Annotated in this window: 21 protein-coding genes; 10 read left to right on the forward strand and 11 right to left on the reverse strand. The window is 70.2% G+C overall.

Going from position 1 to position 17,096, the window contains the following annotated elements; genetic code table 11:
* The 3 genes from HNR30_RS02075 (at nt 1) to era (ending at nt 1,747) form a co-directional block, all read left to right on the forward strand.
* Complete coding sequence (locus HNR30_RS02075; RefSeq protein WP_181607909.1) at nt 1-315, forward strand: cytidine deaminase; 315 nt, start codon at nt 1-3, stop codon at nt 313-315.
* Nucleotides 316-379: 64 nt separating this feature from the next.
* The gene (locus tag HNR30_RS02080) at nt 380-844 is read left to right on the forward strand and encodes an NUDIX domain-containing protein (RefSeq protein ID WP_181607910.1); all 465 of its coding nucleotides are present in this window, start codon (nt 380-382) and stop codon (nt 842-844) included.
* A complete protein-coding gene (gene era / locus HNR30_RS02085; protein ID WP_181607911.1) occupies nt 845-1,747 on the forward strand; it encodes a GTPase Era in 903 nt (300 codons plus the stop codon). It begins immediately after the preceding gene.
* Here the strand turns inward: era and HNR30_RS02090 are convergent.
* The 7 genes from HNR30_RS02090 to HNR30_RS02120 form a co-directional block, all read right to left on the reverse strand.
* Nucleotides 1,683-2,141: a hypothetical protein gene (locus HNR30_RS02090; protein WP_181607912.1), complete on the reverse strand. Its 459-nt coding sequence runs from the start codon at nt 2,139-2,141 to the stop codon at nt 1,683-1,685. The genes era and HNR30_RS02090 overlap by 65 nt on opposite strands.
* 80 nt (nt 2,142-2,221) lie before the next feature.
* A complete protein-coding gene (locus HNR30_RS02095; RefSeq protein WP_312894189.1) occupies nt 2,222-2,995 on the reverse strand; it encodes an urease accessory protein UreD in 774 nt (257 codons plus the stop codon).
* A complete protein-coding gene (gene ureG, locus HNR30_RS02100; RefSeq protein ID WP_181607913.1) occupies nt 2,992-3,702 on the reverse strand; it encodes an urease accessory protein UreG in 711 nt (236 codons plus the stop codon). Before ureG ends, HNR30_RS02095 begins: the two co-directional genes overlap by 4 nt.
* 12 nt (nt 3,703-3,714) lie before the next feature.
* Nucleotides 3,715-4,329 carry an urease accessory protein UreF gene (locus tag HNR30_RS02105; RefSeq protein ID WP_181607914.1) on the reverse strand — a complete coding sequence of 205 codons (615 nt, stop codon included), beginning with the start codon at nt 4,327-4,329 and terminating at the stop codon, nt 3,715-3,717.
* Nucleotides 4,329-6,026, reverse strand: a complete 1,698-nt coding sequence (locus HNR30_RS02110; protein ID WP_181607915.1) for an urease subunit alpha — start codon at nt 6,024-6,026, stop codon at nt 4,329-4,331. The genes HNR30_RS02105 and HNR30_RS02110 overlap by 1 nt, the downstream gene beginning before the upstream one ends.
* Nucleotides 6,027-6,061: 35 nt before the next feature.
* Complete coding sequence (locus tag HNR30_RS02115) at nt 6,062-6,388, reverse strand: urease subunit beta (protein ID WP_181607916.1); 327 nt, start codon at nt 6,386-6,388, stop codon at nt 6,062-6,064.
* Nucleotides 6,385-6,687, reverse strand: coding sequence for an urease subunit gamma (locus HNR30_RS02120; protein WP_181607917.1), 303 nt, complete (start codon nt 6,685-6,687; stop codon nt 6,385-6,387). The genes HNR30_RS02115 and HNR30_RS02120 overlap by 4 nt, the downstream gene beginning before the upstream one ends.
* A 181-nt stretch (nt 6,688-6,868) precedes the next feature.
* On the opposite strand from HNR30_RS02120, the gene urtA reads away from it, so the two are divergent.
* The 6 genes from urtA (at nt 6,869) to HNR30_RS02150 (ending at nt 12,214) form a co-directional block, all read left to right on the forward strand.
* A complete protein-coding gene (gene urtA, locus HNR30_RS02125) occupies nt 6,869-8,077 on the forward strand; it encodes an urea ABC transporter substrate-binding protein (RefSeq protein ID WP_181607918.1) in 1,209 nt (402 codons plus the stop codon).
* A 79-nt stretch (nt 8,078-8,156) separates the two neighbouring features.
* Complete coding sequence (urtB, locus tag HNR30_RS02130; protein WP_181607919.1) at nt 8,157-9,008, forward strand: urea ABC transporter permease subunit UrtB; 852 nt, start codon at nt 8,157-8,159, stop codon at nt 9,006-9,008.
* Nucleotides 9,005-10,057, forward strand: coding sequence for an urea ABC transporter permease subunit UrtC (gene urtC / locus HNR30_RS02135; protein WP_246377102.1), 1,053 nt, complete (start codon nt 9,005-9,007; stop codon nt 10,055-10,057). Before urtB ends, urtC begins: the two co-directional genes overlap by 4 nt.
* The gene (gene urtD / locus HNR30_RS02140; protein WP_181607920.1) at nt 10,041-10,790 is read left to right on the forward strand and encodes an urea ABC transporter ATP-binding protein UrtD; all 750 of its coding nucleotides are present in this window, start codon (nt 10,041-10,043) and stop codon (nt 10,788-10,790) included. Before urtC ends, urtD begins: the two co-directional genes overlap by 17 nt.
* Nucleotides 10,768-11,457 (forward strand): urea ABC transporter ATP-binding subunit UrtE, encoded by a 690-nt coding sequence (gene urtE / locus HNR30_RS02145; protein ID WP_181607921.1) that lies wholly within the window; start codon nt 10,768-10,770, stop codon nt 11,455-11,457. The genes urtD and urtE overlap by 23 nt, the downstream gene beginning before the upstream one ends.
* 133 nt (nt 11,458-11,590) lie before the next feature.
* The gene (locus tag HNR30_RS02150; protein WP_181607922.1) at nt 11,591-12,214 is read left to right on the forward strand and encodes a hypothetical protein; all 624 of its coding nucleotides are present in this window, start codon (nt 11,591-11,593) and stop codon (nt 12,212-12,214) included.
* Nucleotides 12,215-12,221: 7 nt separating this feature from the next.
* On the opposite strand, the gene HNR30_RS02155 is transcribed toward HNR30_RS02150, so the two are convergent.
* Both HNR30_RS02155 and HNR30_RS02160 read right to left on the reverse strand, forming a co-directional pair.
* A complete protein-coding gene (locus HNR30_RS02155; RefSeq protein ID WP_181607923.1) occupies nt 12,222-12,467 on the reverse strand; it encodes a DUF2630 family protein in 246 nt (81 codons plus the stop codon).
* A gap of 74 nt (nt 12,468-12,541) precedes the next feature.
* The gene (locus HNR30_RS02160; protein WP_181607924.1) at nt 12,542-13,504 is read right to left on the reverse strand and encodes a GNAT family N-acetyltransferase; all 963 of its coding nucleotides are present in this window, start codon (nt 13,502-13,504) and stop codon (nt 12,542-12,544) included.
* 200 nt (nt 13,505-13,704) lie between these two features.
* Here HNR30_RS02160 and leuA point away from each other — a divergent pair, with 200 nt between their 5' ends.
* A complete protein-coding gene (gene leuA / locus HNR30_RS02165) occupies nt 13,705-15,411 on the forward strand; it encodes a 2-isopropylmalate synthase (RefSeq protein ID WP_181607925.1) in 1,707 nt (568 codons plus the stop codon).
* Here the strand turns inward: leuA and HNR30_RS02170 are convergent.
* Nucleotides 15,392-16,441: a DmpA family aminopeptidase gene (locus HNR30_RS02170; RefSeq protein WP_181607926.1), complete on the reverse strand. Its 1,050-nt coding sequence runs from the start codon at nt 16,439-16,441 to the stop codon at nt 15,392-15,394. The genes leuA and HNR30_RS02170 overlap by 20 nt on opposite strands.
* Nucleotides 16,438-17,037, reverse strand: coding sequence for a TetR/AcrR family transcriptional regulator (locus HNR30_RS02175; RefSeq protein ID WP_181607927.1), 600 nt, complete (start codon nt 17,035-17,037; stop codon nt 16,438-16,440). The genes HNR30_RS02170 and HNR30_RS02175 overlap by 4 nt, the downstream gene beginning before the upstream one ends.
* Between the last annotated feature and the right edge of the window lie 59 nt (nt 17,038-17,096).

Consider the following 17,096-nt stretch of genomic DNA (forward strand, 5'->3'; position numbering starts at 1 on the left):
ATGGATCCCGAAGACAGCAAGATCATTACCCTGGCCCGCGCCGCCCGCGCGCGCAACGGTTCCGCGCAGGGCGCGGCCGTGCGCGACGAGACCGGCCGCACCTACTCCGCCACCAACGTGGAGCTCGCTGCGCTGCGCCTGTCGGCGCTGCAGGTGGCGGTGGCCATGGCGGTCTCCAGCGGCGCCGAGTCGCTCGAGGCGGCGGCGCTGGTCAGCGGCGGCGACGGCCCGAGCGCCGACGACGAGGCCGTCGTGCGCGAGCTGGGGGCCCAGACGCTGCTCGTGGCGGGGCCCGACGGCGAGCTGCGGAGCTGACCTCGATGATCGACTGTCCGGCCTGCCCGAGCAGGAGCAGGAGCTGGAGCCGACGATGATGGCGATGTCCCCCTACCTGGCAGGCCTGCGCGCGGAGGTCGGCTCACGGCTGCTGCTGCTCCCCTCCGCGGCCGGATTCGTCTTCGACGAGCACGGCAGGCTGCTGGTCGCCCGGCACGCCGACACCGGCCTGTGGGCGCCGCCCGGCGGCAGCATGGACCCCGACGAGAGCCCGGAGGACACGGTCGTGCGCGAGCTGGCCGAGGAGGTCGGCGTCGAGGCCGAGGTGCGCGGGCTGATCGGCGTGTACGGCGGGCCGGACTTCCGCACCGTCTACCCCAACGGCCACGAGTGCGCCTACGTCATCGCCGCGTACGGCTGCGCCGTGGTCGGCGGCACACCGATGCCCGATCGTGACGAGATCCTCGAGGTCAGGTGGGCGGGCGAACACGAGGCGGCGGGGCTGCTCATGCCCGCCTGGACCACCCATGTGCTGCCCGCGGCCTTCAGCTGGTGGGACAATCATTAGGTGACCTCTGAACATCGAGCCGGATTCGCCTGTTTCGTCGGACGGCCCAACGTGGGCAAGTCCACGCTGATGAACGCCCTGGTCGGCCAGAAGGTGGCGATCACCTCCAACAAGCCGCAGACCACCAGGCGCGCCATCAGGGGCATCGTGCACCGGCCTGACGCCCAGCTGGTCATCGTCGACACTCCCGGCCTGCACCGGCCGCGCACGCTCCTCGGCGAGCGTCTCGACAGCCTGGTGTTGTCGACGCTCACCGAGGTCGACGTGATCGGTTTCTGCGTGCCCGCCAACGAGAAGGTGGGCAAGGGCGACCGTTTCATCGCCGACAAGCTCACCGCGGTCAAGAAGACCCCGGTGGTCGCCGTGGTCACCAAGTGCGACCTGGCCTCCCGCGAGCAGATCGCCGAGCAGCTGCTGGCCGTCTCCGAGCTGGGTGAGTTCGCCGACGTCGTGCCGGTCTCCGGCGTGTCGGGCGACCAGCTCGACATCCTCGGCGACGTGCTCATCAAGCACCTTCCCGAGTCGCCGCCGCTCTACCCCGACGGCCAGCTCACCGACGAGCCCGAGCAGGTCCTGGTGGGCGAGCTGATCAGGGAGGCCGCGCTGGAGGGCGTGCGCGACGAGCTGCCTCACTCCATCGCGGTGGTGGTCGACGAGATGCTGCCCCGCGAGGGGCGCGACGACCTGCTCGACATCTACGCGCACATGTTCGTCGAGCGGCCCTCGCAGAAGGCGATCGTGATCGGCCGCAAGGGCGAGCGCCTGCGCGAGGTCGGCACCACGGCGCGCAAGCAGATCGAGGCGCTGCTCGGCACCCGCGTCTACCTCGACCTGCGCATCAGCGTGGCGAAGGACTGGCAGCGCGACCCGAAGCAGCTGCGCCGGCTCGGTTTCTACGACTGATCGCCAGCACGGCGCAGAGCGTCGCGACCAGCGAAGCACCCAGCGCCGCGTAGCAGCCGGGCTGGATCACCGTGCCGACCGTCAGCCAGTTGCCCAGCCGCAGGTCGACCGCGCCGGTGGCGTGCACCAGGTAGAGCACGACCAGCACCCCCGCGGCCAGCGCCGGCACGGCGGCCAGGCCCGTGAGCAGGCGGCGGCCCGCGTAGGCGCCCGTCGCGCCCAGGGCGATCACGATGATGCCGCAGATCAGGACGAGCAGCCCGAGAGGGTTCTCCAAAGCGCGCTCCTGGGCGAAGGAGCCGCTGATGATGGTCGTGCCCGCCTCGATGGCCACCCAGGGCAGGGTGGAGCAGTAGACGAGCACCACACCGGCGACGACGACGAGCAAGGCCATGACACAACCCTAGGTCGCGTACGGCCCGACAGCCAGGGCATGACACCGTGGCACGCACGCCGGAGTCCGATGCCGGGGGTCTACGACGGCGGCACCTGGGCGAGGCCCCAGTCGAGGCGCTCGCGCAGCTCGACCGCGTCGGCGGCCAGGGCCTGGACCAGCGTTCCCGGTCCGGCCAGCGGCATCACCACCACCCCGTCGGCCACAGCCCCGTCGGCCACAGCCCCGTCGGCCACAGCCCCGTCGGCCACCGCCGTGTCGCACGGCCGCGTCGTCAGCACGCTGCCGACGCACCGGGCGCCGCCCAGCACGGCGGGGGAGCAGGGGCCGGTGCCGAGCTCCAGCTCCTGCCTGAGCAGCGGCCGGCCGCCGGCCGTGGCGTCGAAGCGGGTGACGCAACGCCCGCCCGCCTCGCCGTACCTGCCCATGACGACCTCCTCGCGCCACCACACGCGGGCGTCGCCGTCCAGCGACAGCCGTACGGCCATGCGGTGGTCGCAGCCGTCGGCCAGGACGGTCGGTTCCGGGGCGAAGCGCAGCGACGCGCCCGCGCCGACGTGCGCCGTCACCGTCATGGACGACGGGCCCTCACCCGGCAGGACCAGCGTGGAGGCGATCGAGCCGACCTCGAGCGTCGTGCCGGGGGCCACGCGCAGGTCCAGTTCCAGCTCGTCGCCTCCGAGCGGCCCCGCCGCCGTGGAGACGAGGTGGACGGTGACGGGTCCGGTCTGGCGCAGGGTGAGCGGAGGGCTGGAGCGCAGGACGGTGAGGGCGGTCCGGCCCGCGGAGAGGGTCGTGGCGATCTCCGCCCGCGCCCGCATCGCCCGCCGCGCCGCGACCGCGGCCAGGCTCACGCGTGCACCGGATGCCCGTGGTCGTGCCCGTGCCCGTGGTCGTGCCCGTGCTCGTGCTCGTGGGACCACTCGTGGACCTGTTCCGTGACCCAGGCGGCCACCTCTGCCGCCCCCTCGGTCCTGACCGAGGTGAACAGCACCGGCTTGCCCTGCCGTACGGCGGCCGCGTCGCGGTCCATGACGCCCAGGTCGGCGCCGACCATCGGCGCCAGGTCCGTCTTGTTGACCACCAGCAGGTCGGCGGAGGTGACGCCGGGGCCGCCCTTGCGCGGCACCTTGTCGCCGCCCGACACGTCGAGGACGAAGATCTGCCGGTCGACCAGGCCCCGGCTGAAGGTGGCGGTCAGGTTGTCGCCGCCACTCTCGACGATCACCAGGTCGAGCGGCCCGAAGCGCTCCTCCAGCGTCTCCACGGCGTCCACGTTGGCCGCGATGTCGTCGCGGATGGCGGTGTGCGGGCAGCAGCCGGTCTCGACGGCCAGGATGCGCTCAGGGTCGAGCACCCCGGCCCTGCGCAGGAAGTCGGCGTCCTCGGTGGTGTAGATGTCGTTGGTAACCACGCCCAGGCGCAGCGAGCCGCCCAGCGCGCGGCACAACGCCGCGGTCAGGGCGGTCTTGCCGCTGCCGACCGGGCCGCCGATGCCCAGGCGCAGGGCCCGGCCGCGGCCGTCGGGAGCGTGGTGGACGTCGTCGTGTACTGCGCCCATGATGGGCTCCTTTCAGGAGACGAACAACCGGACGGGGCTGCGGCGGTGCCGCTCGGCGAGCAGGTCGAGCAGCGGAGCCGAGGCCGCGGGCAGCCCGTCGGGTGAGGGAAGGTCGAGCGTGGCCAGGACCCGGTGGACCGCCACCGGGTCCAGGCCGAGCAGCCGCACCGCCGCCGTGGCGGGGCCGGTGACCGCGTGGTAGGCGGCCGCGGCGCCGGCCTCGCGCGGGGTGGCGCCCACCACGGCGGCCGTCACACCCAGGGCGATCGGGTGGTGGGGGCTGGGGAGCCTCCCGGCCAGCTCCTCCAGGGCGGGGGAGGGCCAGATGCGCCTGGCCACCCGGAGCAGCAGCCGTCCCTGGGTCCTGGCGGCCTCCCGCTGGGCCGGGGAGGCGGTCCTGGCGTCGAGCTCCGCGTCGAGCTCGACCGGGTCGTGCCCGGCGCACGCCTGGGAGGCGAAGCCCGCGGCGACCGCGCCCGCCGTCCTGAGCCGCCCGGCGAGGAACGACTCCAGGCTGGCCAGGTCGTGGACCAGGCCCTCCTTGACGGCCTGTTCCATGCCTCCCGAGTGGGCGTGGGAGCCGGCGGGAAGGCGGGAGTCGGTGAGCAGGAGGAGGCCTGGCGTCATCAGAACAGGAAGTATCGCTGGGCCAGGGGCAGCACCGTGGCGGGCGAGGGTTCGACGCGTTCGCCGTCGATGCGCACCTCGAAGGTGTCGGGCGCGACCTCGATCCTGGGCATGGCGTCGTTCAGCGGCATGGAGGCCTTGCCTCGCCGCCGTACGTCGGCCACGGGCGCCAGCCGGCGGCGTACGGCGAGCCGGTCGCCGAGGCCCGACTCCAGGGCGAGCGGCGAGATGAAGTGCAGCGAGGTGGCCGCCGGAGTGGCGCCGAACGCGCCGAACATGGGCCGGGGCAGCACCGGCTGCGGCGTCGGGATGGAGGCGTTGGCGTCGCCCATCTGGGCCCAGGCCACCACGCCGCCCTTGAGCACGAGGTCGGGCTTGACCCCGAAGAAGGCCGGGTCCCAGAGCACCAGGTCGGCGAGCTTGCCCGGCTCGACCGAGCCGACCTCCGCCTCCAGGCCGTGGGCGATCGCCGGGCAGATCGTGTACTTGGCGATGAAGCGGCGGGCCCGCAGGTTGTCGGCCACCGGGCCGAAGCGCCGCTCCATGACGTGGGCGGTCTGCCAGGTACGGATGATCGTCTCGCCGACGCGTCCCATGGCCTGGGAGTCGGAGCCGATCATGGAGATCGCGCCCAGGTCGTGGAGCACGTCCTCGGCGGCCATGGTCGAGGGCCTGATGCGCGACTCGGCGAAGGCCAGGTCCTCGGGGATGGAGGGGTTGAGATGGTGGCAGACCATCAGCATGTCGAGGTGCTCGTCGAGCGTGTTGACGGTGTGCGGGCGGGTCGGGTTCGTCGACGACGGCAGGATGTTGCCGTAGGAGGCCACCCGGATGATGTCGGGAGCGTGCCCGCCTCCGGCGCCCTCGGTGTGGTAGGCGTGGATCATCCGGTCGCCGATGGCCTTGAGCGTCGACTCGACGAATCCCGCCTCGTTGAGCGTGTCGGTGTGGATGGTCACCTGCACGCCGGTGGCGTCGGCGACGGCCAGGCAGGCGTCGATGGCGGCCGGGGTGGTGCCCCAGTCCTCGTGCAGCTTGAAGCCCGAGGCCCCGGCGCGCAGCTGCTCCAGCAGGCCCTCGGAGCTGACGGTGTTGCCCTTGCCGAGCAGAGCGAAGTTGAGCGGGAAGGCGTCGAGCGACTCCAGCATGCGGCCCAGGTACCACGACGGGGTGACGGTGGTGGCCTTGGTGCCGTCGACCGGTCCGGTGCCGCCGCCGATGATCGTGGTGATGCCGGAGGCGATCGCGGTGTCGAGGACCTGCGGGCAGATCAGGTGCACGTGCGAGTCGATGCCGCCCGCGGTGAGGATCTTGCCGTTGCCGCCGAGGATCTCGGTCGACGGGCCGATGACGATGTCGACGCCGTCCATGGTGTCGGGGTTGCCGGCCTTGCCGATGGCAGTGACGCGCCCGTCGGTCACGGCGACGTCGGCCTTGATCACGCCCCAGTGGTCGAGGATGACCGCGCCCGTGATGACCAGGTCGGGAGCGCCCTCCGCACGGGTGGTGCGGGCCTGGCCCATCGACTCGCGGATCACCTTGCCGCCGCCGAAGACGACCTCGTCACCGGCTCCCGCCGGGCCCATGGAGCGGTCCTCGGTGACCTCGATGAACAGGTCGGTGTCGGCCAGGCGCACCTTGTCGCCGACGGTGGGGCCGTAGAGGGCGGCGTAGCGCGCGCGGGAGATCTCAGGCATGGGGGTGATCCTCGGTCGAGCGGGCGCGGGAGATCTCAGGCATCGGGGGCTCCTCGGTCGAGCGGGCCTGCCCACTCGGGGCGCAGTCCTGGCACGATCCGGTTGCCGGCCAGCGGCACCAGGGTGACGTCGCGCTCCACGCCGGGCTCGAAGCGCACGGCCGTACCGGCGGGGACGTCGAGGCGGTGACCCCAGGCGGCCTTGCGGTCGAAGGACAGGCCGGGGTTGACGGCGGCGAAGTGGTAGTGGGAGCCGACCTGGATCGGGCGGTCGGCGGTGTTGACGACGCGCAGCGTGACGCGCGGGCGGCCGGGATTCAGCTCGACGGCCTCGTCGGGCACGACGTACTCGCCGGGGATCATGGGATCGGCCGGTGGACGGTGACGAGCTTGGTGCCGTCGGGGAAGGTGGCCTCGATCTGGACCGACTCCAGCATCTCCGGCACCCCCTCCATGACGTCGTCGCGGGTCAGCACCTCGCGGCCCGACTGCATGAGCTCGGCCACGGTGCGGCCGTCCCTGGCGCCTTCCATCAGGAAGGACGCGATGATCGCGGTGGCCTCCGGGTAGTTGAGCTGGAGGCCTCTGGCCCGGCGCTCGCGTGCGACCCCGGCGGCGACGTGGATGAGCAGGCGCTCCTGCTCGTGAGGGGTAAGCCGCATGCCCGGACCCTAGGGACGGGGCATTTCCAAGGTGTTGCCGACGTATGTCGCGCCGGTTTCCCTGGGTTGGCCTCGTGTCGCGAACGAGCGGTGAAGTCCGGGCAATCCGCAATTAACCGTCGCGATCTTCAGGGGAAATCCCCGCCGTTCACGCTGCTTGCGAAACGAGAGGGGTATACCAATGCGACTGTCCAATGCCCTGTTGGCGACAGCCCTGATGGTCGCCGCCGCCGGATGCGGATCCACCGGCTCCACCGGTTCCGCCGAAGGCGGTGACATCAAGGTCGGGATCCTGCACTCCCTCAGCGGGACGATGGCCATCAGCGAGGTCACCGTGCGCGACGCCGAGCTGCTGGCCATCGAGGAGATCAACGCCGCGGGCGGCGTGCTGGGCAAGAAGCTCGTGCCCGTGGTGGAGGACGGCGCCTCGGACTGGCCCACCTTCGCCGAGAAGGCCACCAAGCTCATCCGCCAGGACAAGGTCGCCACCGTCTTCGGCGGCTGGACCAGCGCCAGCCGCAAGGCCATGCTCCCGGTCTTCGAGCGCAACAAGGCGCTGCTGTGGTACCCGGTGCAGTACGAGGGGCTGGAGGCCTCGCCGTACATCTTCTACACCGGCGCGACCACCAACCAGCAGATCATCCCCGGCCTCGACTACCTCAAGGAGCAGGGCAAGAAGAAGATCTTCCTGGTGGGCAGCGACTACGTCTTCCCGCGCACCGCCAACAAGATCATCAAGGCGTACGCCACCGCCAACGGCATGGAGGTCCTCGGCGAGGAGTACACCCCGCTGGGCCACACCGAATACTCCACGCTCGTCAACAAGGTCGCCCAGGCCAAGCCGGACGCGGTCTTCAACACGCTCAACGGCGACAGCAACGTGGCCTTCTTCAAGCAGTTCAAGAGCGCGGGCCTGACCGCCGAGGCGATGCCTGTCCTGTCGGTGAGCGTCGCCGAGGAGGAGGTCACCGGCATCGGCGTCGACAACATCGCCGGCCACCCGGTGGCGTGGAACTACTACCAGACCACCGCGACCCCCGCCAACGACAAGTTCGTCGCCGCCTTCAAGGCCAAGTACGGCGCGCAGAAGGTGACCAGCGACCCGATGGAGGCCGGCTACAACGCCGTCTACCTGTGGGCCGAGGCGGTCAAGAAGGCCGGCACCACCGAGGTCGAGGCCGTCAAGAAGGCCGCCGGCGGCATCGCGCTGGAGCGCCCCGAGGGCCTGGTGACCATCGACGGCGAGAACCAGCACATGTACAAGACCGCCCGCATCGGAATCATCCAGACCGACGGTCTGATCAAGGAGGTCTGGAACTCCGGCCAGCCCATCAAGCCCGACCCCTACCTCAAGGGCTACCCCTGGGCGAGCGGCCTGACCGCGGGCTGACCGGGCGCCGGGCCGCCGAGAGCGCGAAAGAACGCATCTGCCCGGCGGCCCGGCCGGACCTCCACTGGAAAGGACGGCCTTGGAAGCCTTCGTCAACCAGCTGCCGATCGGCCTGTCGATCGGCGCCGTGCTCCTGCTCATCGCCCTGGGCCTGACCTTCACCTTCGGGCAGATGGGCGTGATCAACATGGCGCACGGCGAGTTCATCATGGCGGGTGCCTACACCGCCTTCCTCCTGCCCGGCCTGTTCGTGCCCTCGCTGGTCGTGGCCTTCTTCGTGGCCGGGGCGATGGGCCTGGTCCTGGAGCGGCTGGCCATCCGGCACTTCTACGGCAGGCCGCTCGACACGCTGCTGCTCACCTGGGGCGTCAGCCTGGTGCTGCAACAGCTCGCCCGCGACCTGTTCGGCGCCCCGAACGTGCAGGTCAAGGCGCCCGACTGGCTCGCCGGCGGCATCGGCATCCTGCCGTACAACCGCCTGTTCATCATGGGCCTGGCCATCGCCAGCGTCGTGGGGGTCTGGCTCTACCTGGTGAGAACCAAGCACGGCCGGCGCATGCGCGCGGTCATGCAGAACAGAAGGCTCGCGGCGACCAGCGGCATCGACACCGGCCGCGTCGACATGCTGACCTTCTTCATCGGCTCCGGGCTGGCGGGCATCGCAGGGGTGGCGCTCACGCTCGTCGGCCCGGTCGGTCCCTCGCTGGGCACCTACTACATCGTCGACGCCTTCCTGGTCGTGGTCGCGGGCGGTCTCGGACAGCTGCGCGGGGCGGTCCTGGCGGCGGCCGGGCTCGGGCTGCTCAACTCCTACGCCGAGTTCTGGTCGGACGCGAGCCTGGCCAAGGTCATCGTGTTCGCCGCCGTCATCGCGTTCCTGCAGTTCCGGCCGCAGGGCCTGTTCACCGTCAGATCGCGAGCCCTCTCATGAACAAGACCGACGTCATGAACAAGGCCGACGTCATGAAAAAGGCCGATGTCATGAAAAAGGCGATCTATCCGATCCTCGTCGGCCTGCTGGTCGTCGCCGCGCCGTTCCTCATGGACGCCTTCCGGCTCAACCTGCTGGCCAAATACCTCTGCTTCGCGATCGTCGCCCTCGGCATTGGCCTGGCCTGGGGACAGGGCGGCATGCTCACCCTCGGCCAGGGCGTCTTCTTCGGCCTGGGCGGCTACTCGATGGCCATGTACCTCAAGCTCCAGGAAGGCGGCCTGCCCGACTTCATGGTCTGGAGCGGCGTGGAGAAACTGCCCGCGCTGTGGACGCCCTTCGCCAACCCCGTCTTCGCCCTCGCGACGGCAATCCTCGGGCCCATGCTCCTGGCCACCCTGCTCGGCCTGCTGGTCTTCCGCCAGCGGGTGCGCGGCGCCTACTTCGCCATCCTCACCCAGGCGCTGGCCGCCGCCCTGGTCATCCTGCTCGTCGGCCAGCAGGGCCTGACCGGCGGCACCAACGGCATGACCAACTTCTACGACCTGTTCGCCTGGGACCTGGCCGAGGACTCCACGCAGCGCGGGCTGTACTTCGTGGTCGCCGTCGTGCTCGCGCTGCTCTACCTGGGCGCGCGTCAGCTGGTCAGGAGCAGGTACGGCAGGCTGCTGGTGGCGGTGCGCGACGGTGAGGACCGGGTGCGCTTCCTCGGCTACGACCCGGCCACCGTCAAGACCGTCACCTTCGCGATCTCGGCGGGCATGGCGGGCCTGGCCGGAGCGCTGTTCGTGCCCGTCGTCGGGATCATCTCGCCCGCCCTGCTCGGCGTCGTCCCGTCGCTGGAGCTGGTCGTCGCCGTCGCGGTGGGCGGACGCTACGCGCTGGCCGGAGCCGTCCTGGGCGCGGTCGTCATGGGATACGCCAAGACCGCCTTCAGCGAGCAGTTCGCCGACGGCTGGCTCTACCTGCAAGGGGCCCTGTTCATCCTGGTGATGACGCTCGCCCCGAAGGGAATCATGGGGGTGATCAAGCGTGCTCGAACTGCGTGACATCCAGGTCGACTTCGACGGCTTCAAGGCCCTCGGCGGCGTCGATCTCACCGTCGCCGAAGGGGAACTGCGCTTCCTCATCGGGCCCAACGGCGCCGGCAAGACCACGCTGATCGACGTGATCACCGGCCTGACCAGGCCCACGTCCGGCACCGTCGGCTTCGACGGCCACGACCTCGTCGGCCGCAAGGAACACCACATCGTCAGGCTCGGCGTCGGCCGCACCTTCCAGACCGCGGTGGTCTTCGAGGAACTCACCGTCCTGGAGAACCTCGACCTGGCCGCCAGCTTCCGCAAGCCGCTGTGGAGCCTGATGAGACAGCGCAAGGGCGTCACCGAGGCGGTCGAGGAGGCTCTGAGCAGGACCGGCCTCGAAGAACTCGCCGAACGTTCGGCCGGCGTTCTCTCGCACGGCCAGCGCCAGTGGCTAGAGATCGGCATGCTGCTGGCCCAGAGGCCCCGGCTGCTGCTGCTGGACGAGCCGGTCGCCGGCATGTCGCGCGAGGAGCGCGAGCGCACCGGCGAACTGCTCACCGGCATCGCCCGGGACCACACCGTCATCGTCGTGGAGCACGACATGGAGTTCCTGCGGCGCTACGCCTCGCAGGTCACCGTGCTCCACGAGGGCAAGGTGCTCACGGAGGGGTCGGTCGACCAGGTACGGGCCGACCCGCGCGTCCAGGAGGTCTACCTCGGGAGGAGGGCCAGTGATGCTGTCGGTACGGGATCTTGAGTCGGGGTACGGCAGAGCGCGCGTGCTGTTCGGAGTCTCGCTGACGGTCGAACCCGGCGAGCTCGTCTGCGTCATGGGACGCAACGGCGTCGGCAAGACCACCCTGCTCGACACGGTGATGGGCGTCCTGCCCGTCACCTCGGGCACCGTCACCTTCGACGGGCGCGACATCACCAGGCTCAAACCGCACGAGCGGGTACGGCTCGGCATCGCCTACGTGCCCCAGGGACACGACACCTTCCCGCAGCTGTCGGTGCTGGGGAACCTTCAGGTGACGCTGGAGGCCTCGAAGGGCTCGCCGTCGGCGCTCGACGAGGCGCTCGACGTCTTCCCGGCGCTCAAGCCGCTCCTCAAGCGGCAGGCGGGCTACCTGTCGGGCGGCCAGCAGCAGCAGCTGGCCATCGCGCGTGCGCTGGTCACCCGGCCGAGGATGCTCATCCTGGACGAGCCGACCGAGGGCATCCAGCCGTCGATCATCATCGAGATCGAGGAGGCCATCGAACGGCTGCACGGGTCGGGGCTGTCGGTGCTGCTCGTGGAGCAGTACGTGGACATCGCCCTGCGGCTGGCCGACCGGTTCGTCATCCTCGACGCCGGCCGCGTCGTGCGCGAGGGCGAGGCCCGCGAACTGCGCGGCGAGGAGGTGCAGCACCTGCTCGCCGTCTGAGCATCGCGCCGTTTGAGAGGCCGGGCCGGTGACACCGCCTTCGCCGCCGGTGCGGCGGGTGCGAAGGGGCCTTTCAATCTGCGTGCTTGAGGAGTGCAATCGCCGTGCAAGAGCCGCCCCCTACCTTCGCCTCATGACGAAGAGACTCCTGCTCGGCGCGGCGGCCACTGCGGCCACGGCCGCCCTTCTGCTTCAGCCCGCGGCCGCGCAGGCCGCCTCGCCCAAGCCGGTCACGGTGTCCGGCAAGCTGTTCAAGGCGTGGGTGGCCGGCGACGAGGCCAAGGCGCTGAAGTACGGCTCGCCCTCGGCCGTGAAGACCTTGTTCGCCTACCCCTACCGCACGCCTGACGTGGGCCCGAAGTGTTACGGCAAGGTCTGCGACTTCGCCCACACCAGCGTGACCGTGCCCGGTGCGCTCAACGGCATCCGGATGATCGTCTCCGGCTCGAAGGTGGTCAAGGTCTACACCTCGCGCCACCTGACCAAGCCGTCGCACGCCGCCAAGTGGCTCTACAAGGCCTACCTCGCCAACGACAAGAACGCGGCCATGGAGGTCGCGACCTTCAAGGCCATCACGCAGCAGTTCAAGGCCAAGTACCAGCCCGGTGACCAGATCCACCAGTTCATGGGCTGCGAGAAGGAGTCCAAGGGCTACATCTGCCACTGGTACTACGAGGGCGGCGCGGCCAACATGCACGTGCGCGGCAGCAAGATCCGCGGCTACTACGTCGACCACATCACCTACGTGGCTGACTAGGCGCCCCTTACTGCCGGTAGTTCTCCACCTGCCCGGCGGGGCGCACGCCGGCGGCGTCGGGGTCCTCGCCGGCCGAGCGGCGGGCGCGCCGCTGGCGCAGCAGGTCCCAGCACTGGTCGAGGGCGACTTCCAGCTCCCTGACGCGGGTGTTCTCCTCGTCGGAGCCGAGCGTGCCCTCCGACAGTTTGGTGCGCAGCTCGTGCTCCTCGGCGACCAGCTGCTTGATCCGGCTCAGAATCTCGTTGTCCTGCATGATCCTGACTGTACCGACACGGTGATAGAAAGCCTTCTACGGCAGGTATTGCCCTGGTCAGGGAAGCGGTTGCGTCACCTGCCTGTCAGCACCACTTGCCAGGTAGCCCACTGGTCGAGCGGCCGGAACCCCATGGCGTGGTTGATGGCCAGCATGTGCGCGTTGGAGTCGGCGTTCCAGGTGAGGATCCTGTCGAGCGACGGGTCCGCCTCGCGCATCCAGCGGGCGTTGGCCAGCTTGACCAGCAGCCCCAGCCGGTGTCCGCGATGCGCGCGCAGCACCGCGGTGTCCTGCTGCTTGGCCCAGCCGCCGTGGTCCTCGTCGACCGCGACCATGGTGAACGCGGCGGGCTCGCCCGTGGCGTCATGGGTGGCCATGGTGATGTAGAAGGTCACGCCCTTGGCGTGCAGCCGCTGCTGGAACTCCTGGTAGCGGGCGGTGGTCCAGCGGGTGGCGGCGAAGTCGATCTCGCCGGTGGGGATGTCGTTCATCCCCTCCATCAGCGTCACCAGCGCGGGCAGCAGCTCCTCGGGAGCCGGCCAGGGCAGGTGGGTGACGGTGTAGCCGGCGGCGTGACCGGCGGCCTCCCGCTCCAGCTCGGCGAAGTGGCCCACGCCGGAGAGGTCGAGCACGCTCCTGGTCTCGGGCAGCGCGGGAGTGCCGCCCACGGCGGCCGAGAACTTCGCGCCCGGCATGCCGTCGGGCGTCTCCCAGACCACGGTGGTGCGGCCCAGCGCCCTGGCCCGGCCGATCGCGTGCTCGAACAGGGCACGCCCGATGCCCTCGCGCTGCCGGCGGGGATCGACCACCAGCGGGCCGATCGAGGTGAAGTGGAGGTTCTCGGCCAGCGGGGCACGCAGGCTGTACCAGCCGGACAGATCGGATGTGACCCACGCCTCACGCGCGTCCGTCGACGGCGGATCGCACACCATGGCCCGCACCATTCGCTCACTCAGCAGGGGGCCGGAAAAGTCCTGGTGGGAGCGGACGTAGAGGTCGTACATGGCGGGCAGGTCATCAGGCTCGAACGGTCGCATCGAGTCAGTCAACCACGCCACAAGTCTTCTCAGCATCTGAGATACGGTCCGGGGCTCCGCGAGACGTCTGGTAGCGTCGTTGACATGCTGCGCGGGCTGCTTCTTCTTAGCCGCCGCGGCGGGGGCCTGTAAGAGGCCGGCTCCCTCGCCGCGGTGCCGCTCCTGCGCGTCGGCCGTTCTTTTCCCTGAAAGAAGGACCGATGACTTCTCAGCAGCCCAGCGGTATGCCCATTCATCGTTACCCGGCCTACGAGCCGGTACGTCTGACCGACCGCACCTGGCCCGACAAGGTGATCACCAAGGCGCCCCGCTGGTGCGCGGTCGACCTGCGTGACGGCAACCAGGCGCTGATCGACCCGATGGACTCCCATCGCAAGCTGCAGATGTTCGAGTTGCTGGTGCGCATGGGTTACAAGGAGATCGAGGTCGGCTTCCCCGCGGCGTCGCAGACCGACTTCGACTTCATCCGTAAGATCATCGAAGAGGGGCGGGTCCCCGACGACGTGGTCATCCAGGTGCTGACCCAGGCGCGTCCCGAGCTGATCGAGCGCACCTTCGAGTCGCTCCAGGGCGCCAAGCGGGCCATCGTGCACCTGTACAACTCCACCTCGACGCTGCAGCGCCGGGTGGTCTTCGGCCAGGACCGCGAGGGCATCACCGCGATCGCGGTCGAGGGCGCCAAGCTCTGCAAGAAGCTGGCCGAGGCCACGGACGTCGACGTGTACTTCCAGTACTCTCCCGAGTCCTTCACCGGCACCGAGCTCGACTACGCCGTCGAGGTCTGCGACGCGGTCAACGAGGTCTGGCAGCCCACCCCCGACCGCAAGGTGATCATCAACCTGCCCGCCACGGTCGAGATGGCCACGCCCAACATCTACGCCGACCAGATCGAGTGGATGCACCGCAACCTGAAGCACCGCGACTCGATCATCCTGTCGCTGCACCCCCACAACGACCGCGGCACCGCCGTCGCCGCCGCCGAGCTGGGTTACCAGGCGGGCGCCGACCGCATCGAGGGCTGCCTGTTCGGCAACGGGGAGCGCACCGGCAACGTCTGCCTGGTGACCCTGGGCATGAACCTGTTCACCCAGGGCGTCGACCCCGAGATCGACTTCAGTGACATCGACGAGATCCGTCGCGTCACCGAATACTGCAACCAGCTGCCCGTGCACCCGCGCCACCCGTGGGGCGGCGAGCTGGTCTACACCGCCTTCTCCGGCTCCCACCAGGACGCCATCAAGAAGGGCTTCGAGCACCTGGAGCAGGACGCCGAGGCCGCGGGAGTCCCGGTCGACCAGCACACCTGGGCCGTGCCGTACCTCCCCGTCGACCCCAAGGACATCGGCCGCACCTACGAGGCGGTCATCCGGGTCAACAGCCAGTCGGGCAAGGGCGGCGTCGCCTACATCATGAAGGCCGACCGCCAGCTCGACCTGCCGCGCCGGCTGCAGATCGAGTTCTCCAAGGTGGTCCAGCAGCGCACCGACGACCAGGGCGGCGAGGTCACCCCGGCGCAGATGTGGGAGATCTTCACCGACGAGTACCTCCCCAACCCGGCCAACCGCTGGGGCAGGCTGGGGCTGATGGCCCACCGCAACTCCTCGACGGTCGACGAGAAGGACCGCATCAGCGCCGACATCCGTCTCGACGGTGAGATCCGCGAGGTCGAGGGCGCCGGCAACGGACCGATCTCGGCCTTCGTCGACGCCATCGCCTCGCTGGGCATCCAGGCGCGCGTCCTCGACTACGTCGAGCACGCCATGAGCGCCGGCTCCGACGCCAAGGCCGCCTCCTACGTCGAGGCCGAGGTCGACGGCCAGGTCCTGTGGGGTGTCGGCATCGACGCCAACACCACCACCGCCTCGCTCAAGGCGATCATCTCCGCGGTCAACCGCGCATCGCGCTGAGCAGACGATCCACCGGCAGGCCGGGCACGCGGTGCCCGGCCCGCCCCTCCATGGTCCGACCGGCCACCAGAGCGTTCAACACGGCCTCCTCCACGGCCTGCACGACCGCCTCATAAAAGGGGTCGAGCCATCCCCACGGCACGAAGACGATCTTTTCGTACGGCGCGGCGCCGACCGGAAACCCACTGGTCAGCGCCCCGGGGTTGGCAGTGGAGAACGCGAGGAAGACGTCGCCGGAGAAGTGCGACCCGCTGGTCCCCGTGCGGGCCAGCCCCAGCGGCACCCGCCGGGCCAGGGCCGTACACTGCCCGGGCAGCAGCGGCACGTCGGTGGCCAGCACGACGATGATCGATCCGGCTCCCGAGTCGAAGGGGTTGTCGTCGAGCAGGCCGGGGCCCACGTGCCTGCCCAGCACGGTCAGCTCGCGGCGCGAGCCGAAGTTCGCCTGGACGAACACGCCGACGGTGTAGGAGTCGTCGCCGTGCCTGACGATCCGCGAGGCCGTGCCGCTGCCGGCCTTGAAGCCGTAGCAGTTCATCCCGGTGCCGCCGCCGACCGAGCCCTCGGCGATCGGTCCCGGCCTGGCGGCGTCGATGGCCGCGACGGCGTGGGCGGGCTTGACGTGGTCGCCGTTGATGTCGTTGAGGTAGCCGTCCCAGGTCTCGGCGACCACCGGCAGCAGCCACTCGTGGGCGCCCTCCGGCCGCTCCCTGGCCACCCATTCGATCACCCCGCGGTGGCAGGAGCCGACGGCGTGGGTGTTGGTGATCGTGACGGGCAGGGCCAGGGAGCCCGTCTCGCTGATCCAGGTGGTGCCGGTCATCTCGCCGTTGCCGTTGAGCGAGAACCAGCCGGCCGCGCAGGGCCGCGCGAGGTCCGCGCGTGACCTGGGCAGGATCGCGGTGACGCCCGTCCTGACGTCGGAGCCCTCGATGAGGGTGGTGTAGCCGACCTCGACGCCGGGGACGTCGGTGATCGCGTTGCCGGGGCCGGTCACCCCGGGCAGGGCGAGGATGTCGCGTGCCCTCACAGGTGCACTCCCGTCATGGTCGAGGCGTACGCGCGGATCTGCCTGGCCGCCTCGTCGGGGGAGACGGTCGGCACGGCCATGGTGGCGTGCAGGCCGTAGCCGTCCTCGAGGGCGACGAGGTTGCGCGCGATCATGGTCGAGTCCTGGCGGAGCGCGAAGGCGCCCGAGGCGCTGCCCGCTTCCAGCACGGCCACGTAGATGCCCACCTGCCTTTCGTAGAGCCTGATGTACTCGGCGGCGCACTCGGGATCGCGCCTGGCGATCGCGCCCAGTTCGTAGAGCAGGATGCACAGCTCGTCGCGTGGGTCGTCGGGCAGCCCGCTGTCGATCATCGCCCGAAGCCGGGCGACCGGGTCGGGCTCGGCCCGCACGGCCTCCTCCCGCGCGGTGCAGAAACGCTGGACCGCCTCCCTGTGCACCTCGCGCAGCAGCTCGGTCAGGCCGGGGAAGTAGTAGAGCACCGAGCCGGAGGACATGCCCGCCGCGTCGGAGACGTCGCGCAGGCGCAGCCCGAGCAGGCCGCGCTCGACCACGCTGCGCCGGGCGGCGGCGATCAGATGGGCGCGGCGTTCGTGCGCGCGATTGGGTCTGGCCATAGTTATCTGAACACCATTCAAAGCTATTGACGGGGTCTACGCCGAGTTCTTTGATGCTT

It is taken from the genome of Nonomuraea soli, assembly GCF_013761175.1.
In the GTDB taxonomy this organism is placed as follows: domain Bacteria; phylum Actinomycetota; class Actinomycetes; order Streptosporangiales; family Streptosporangiaceae; genus Nonomuraea; species Nonomuraea soli.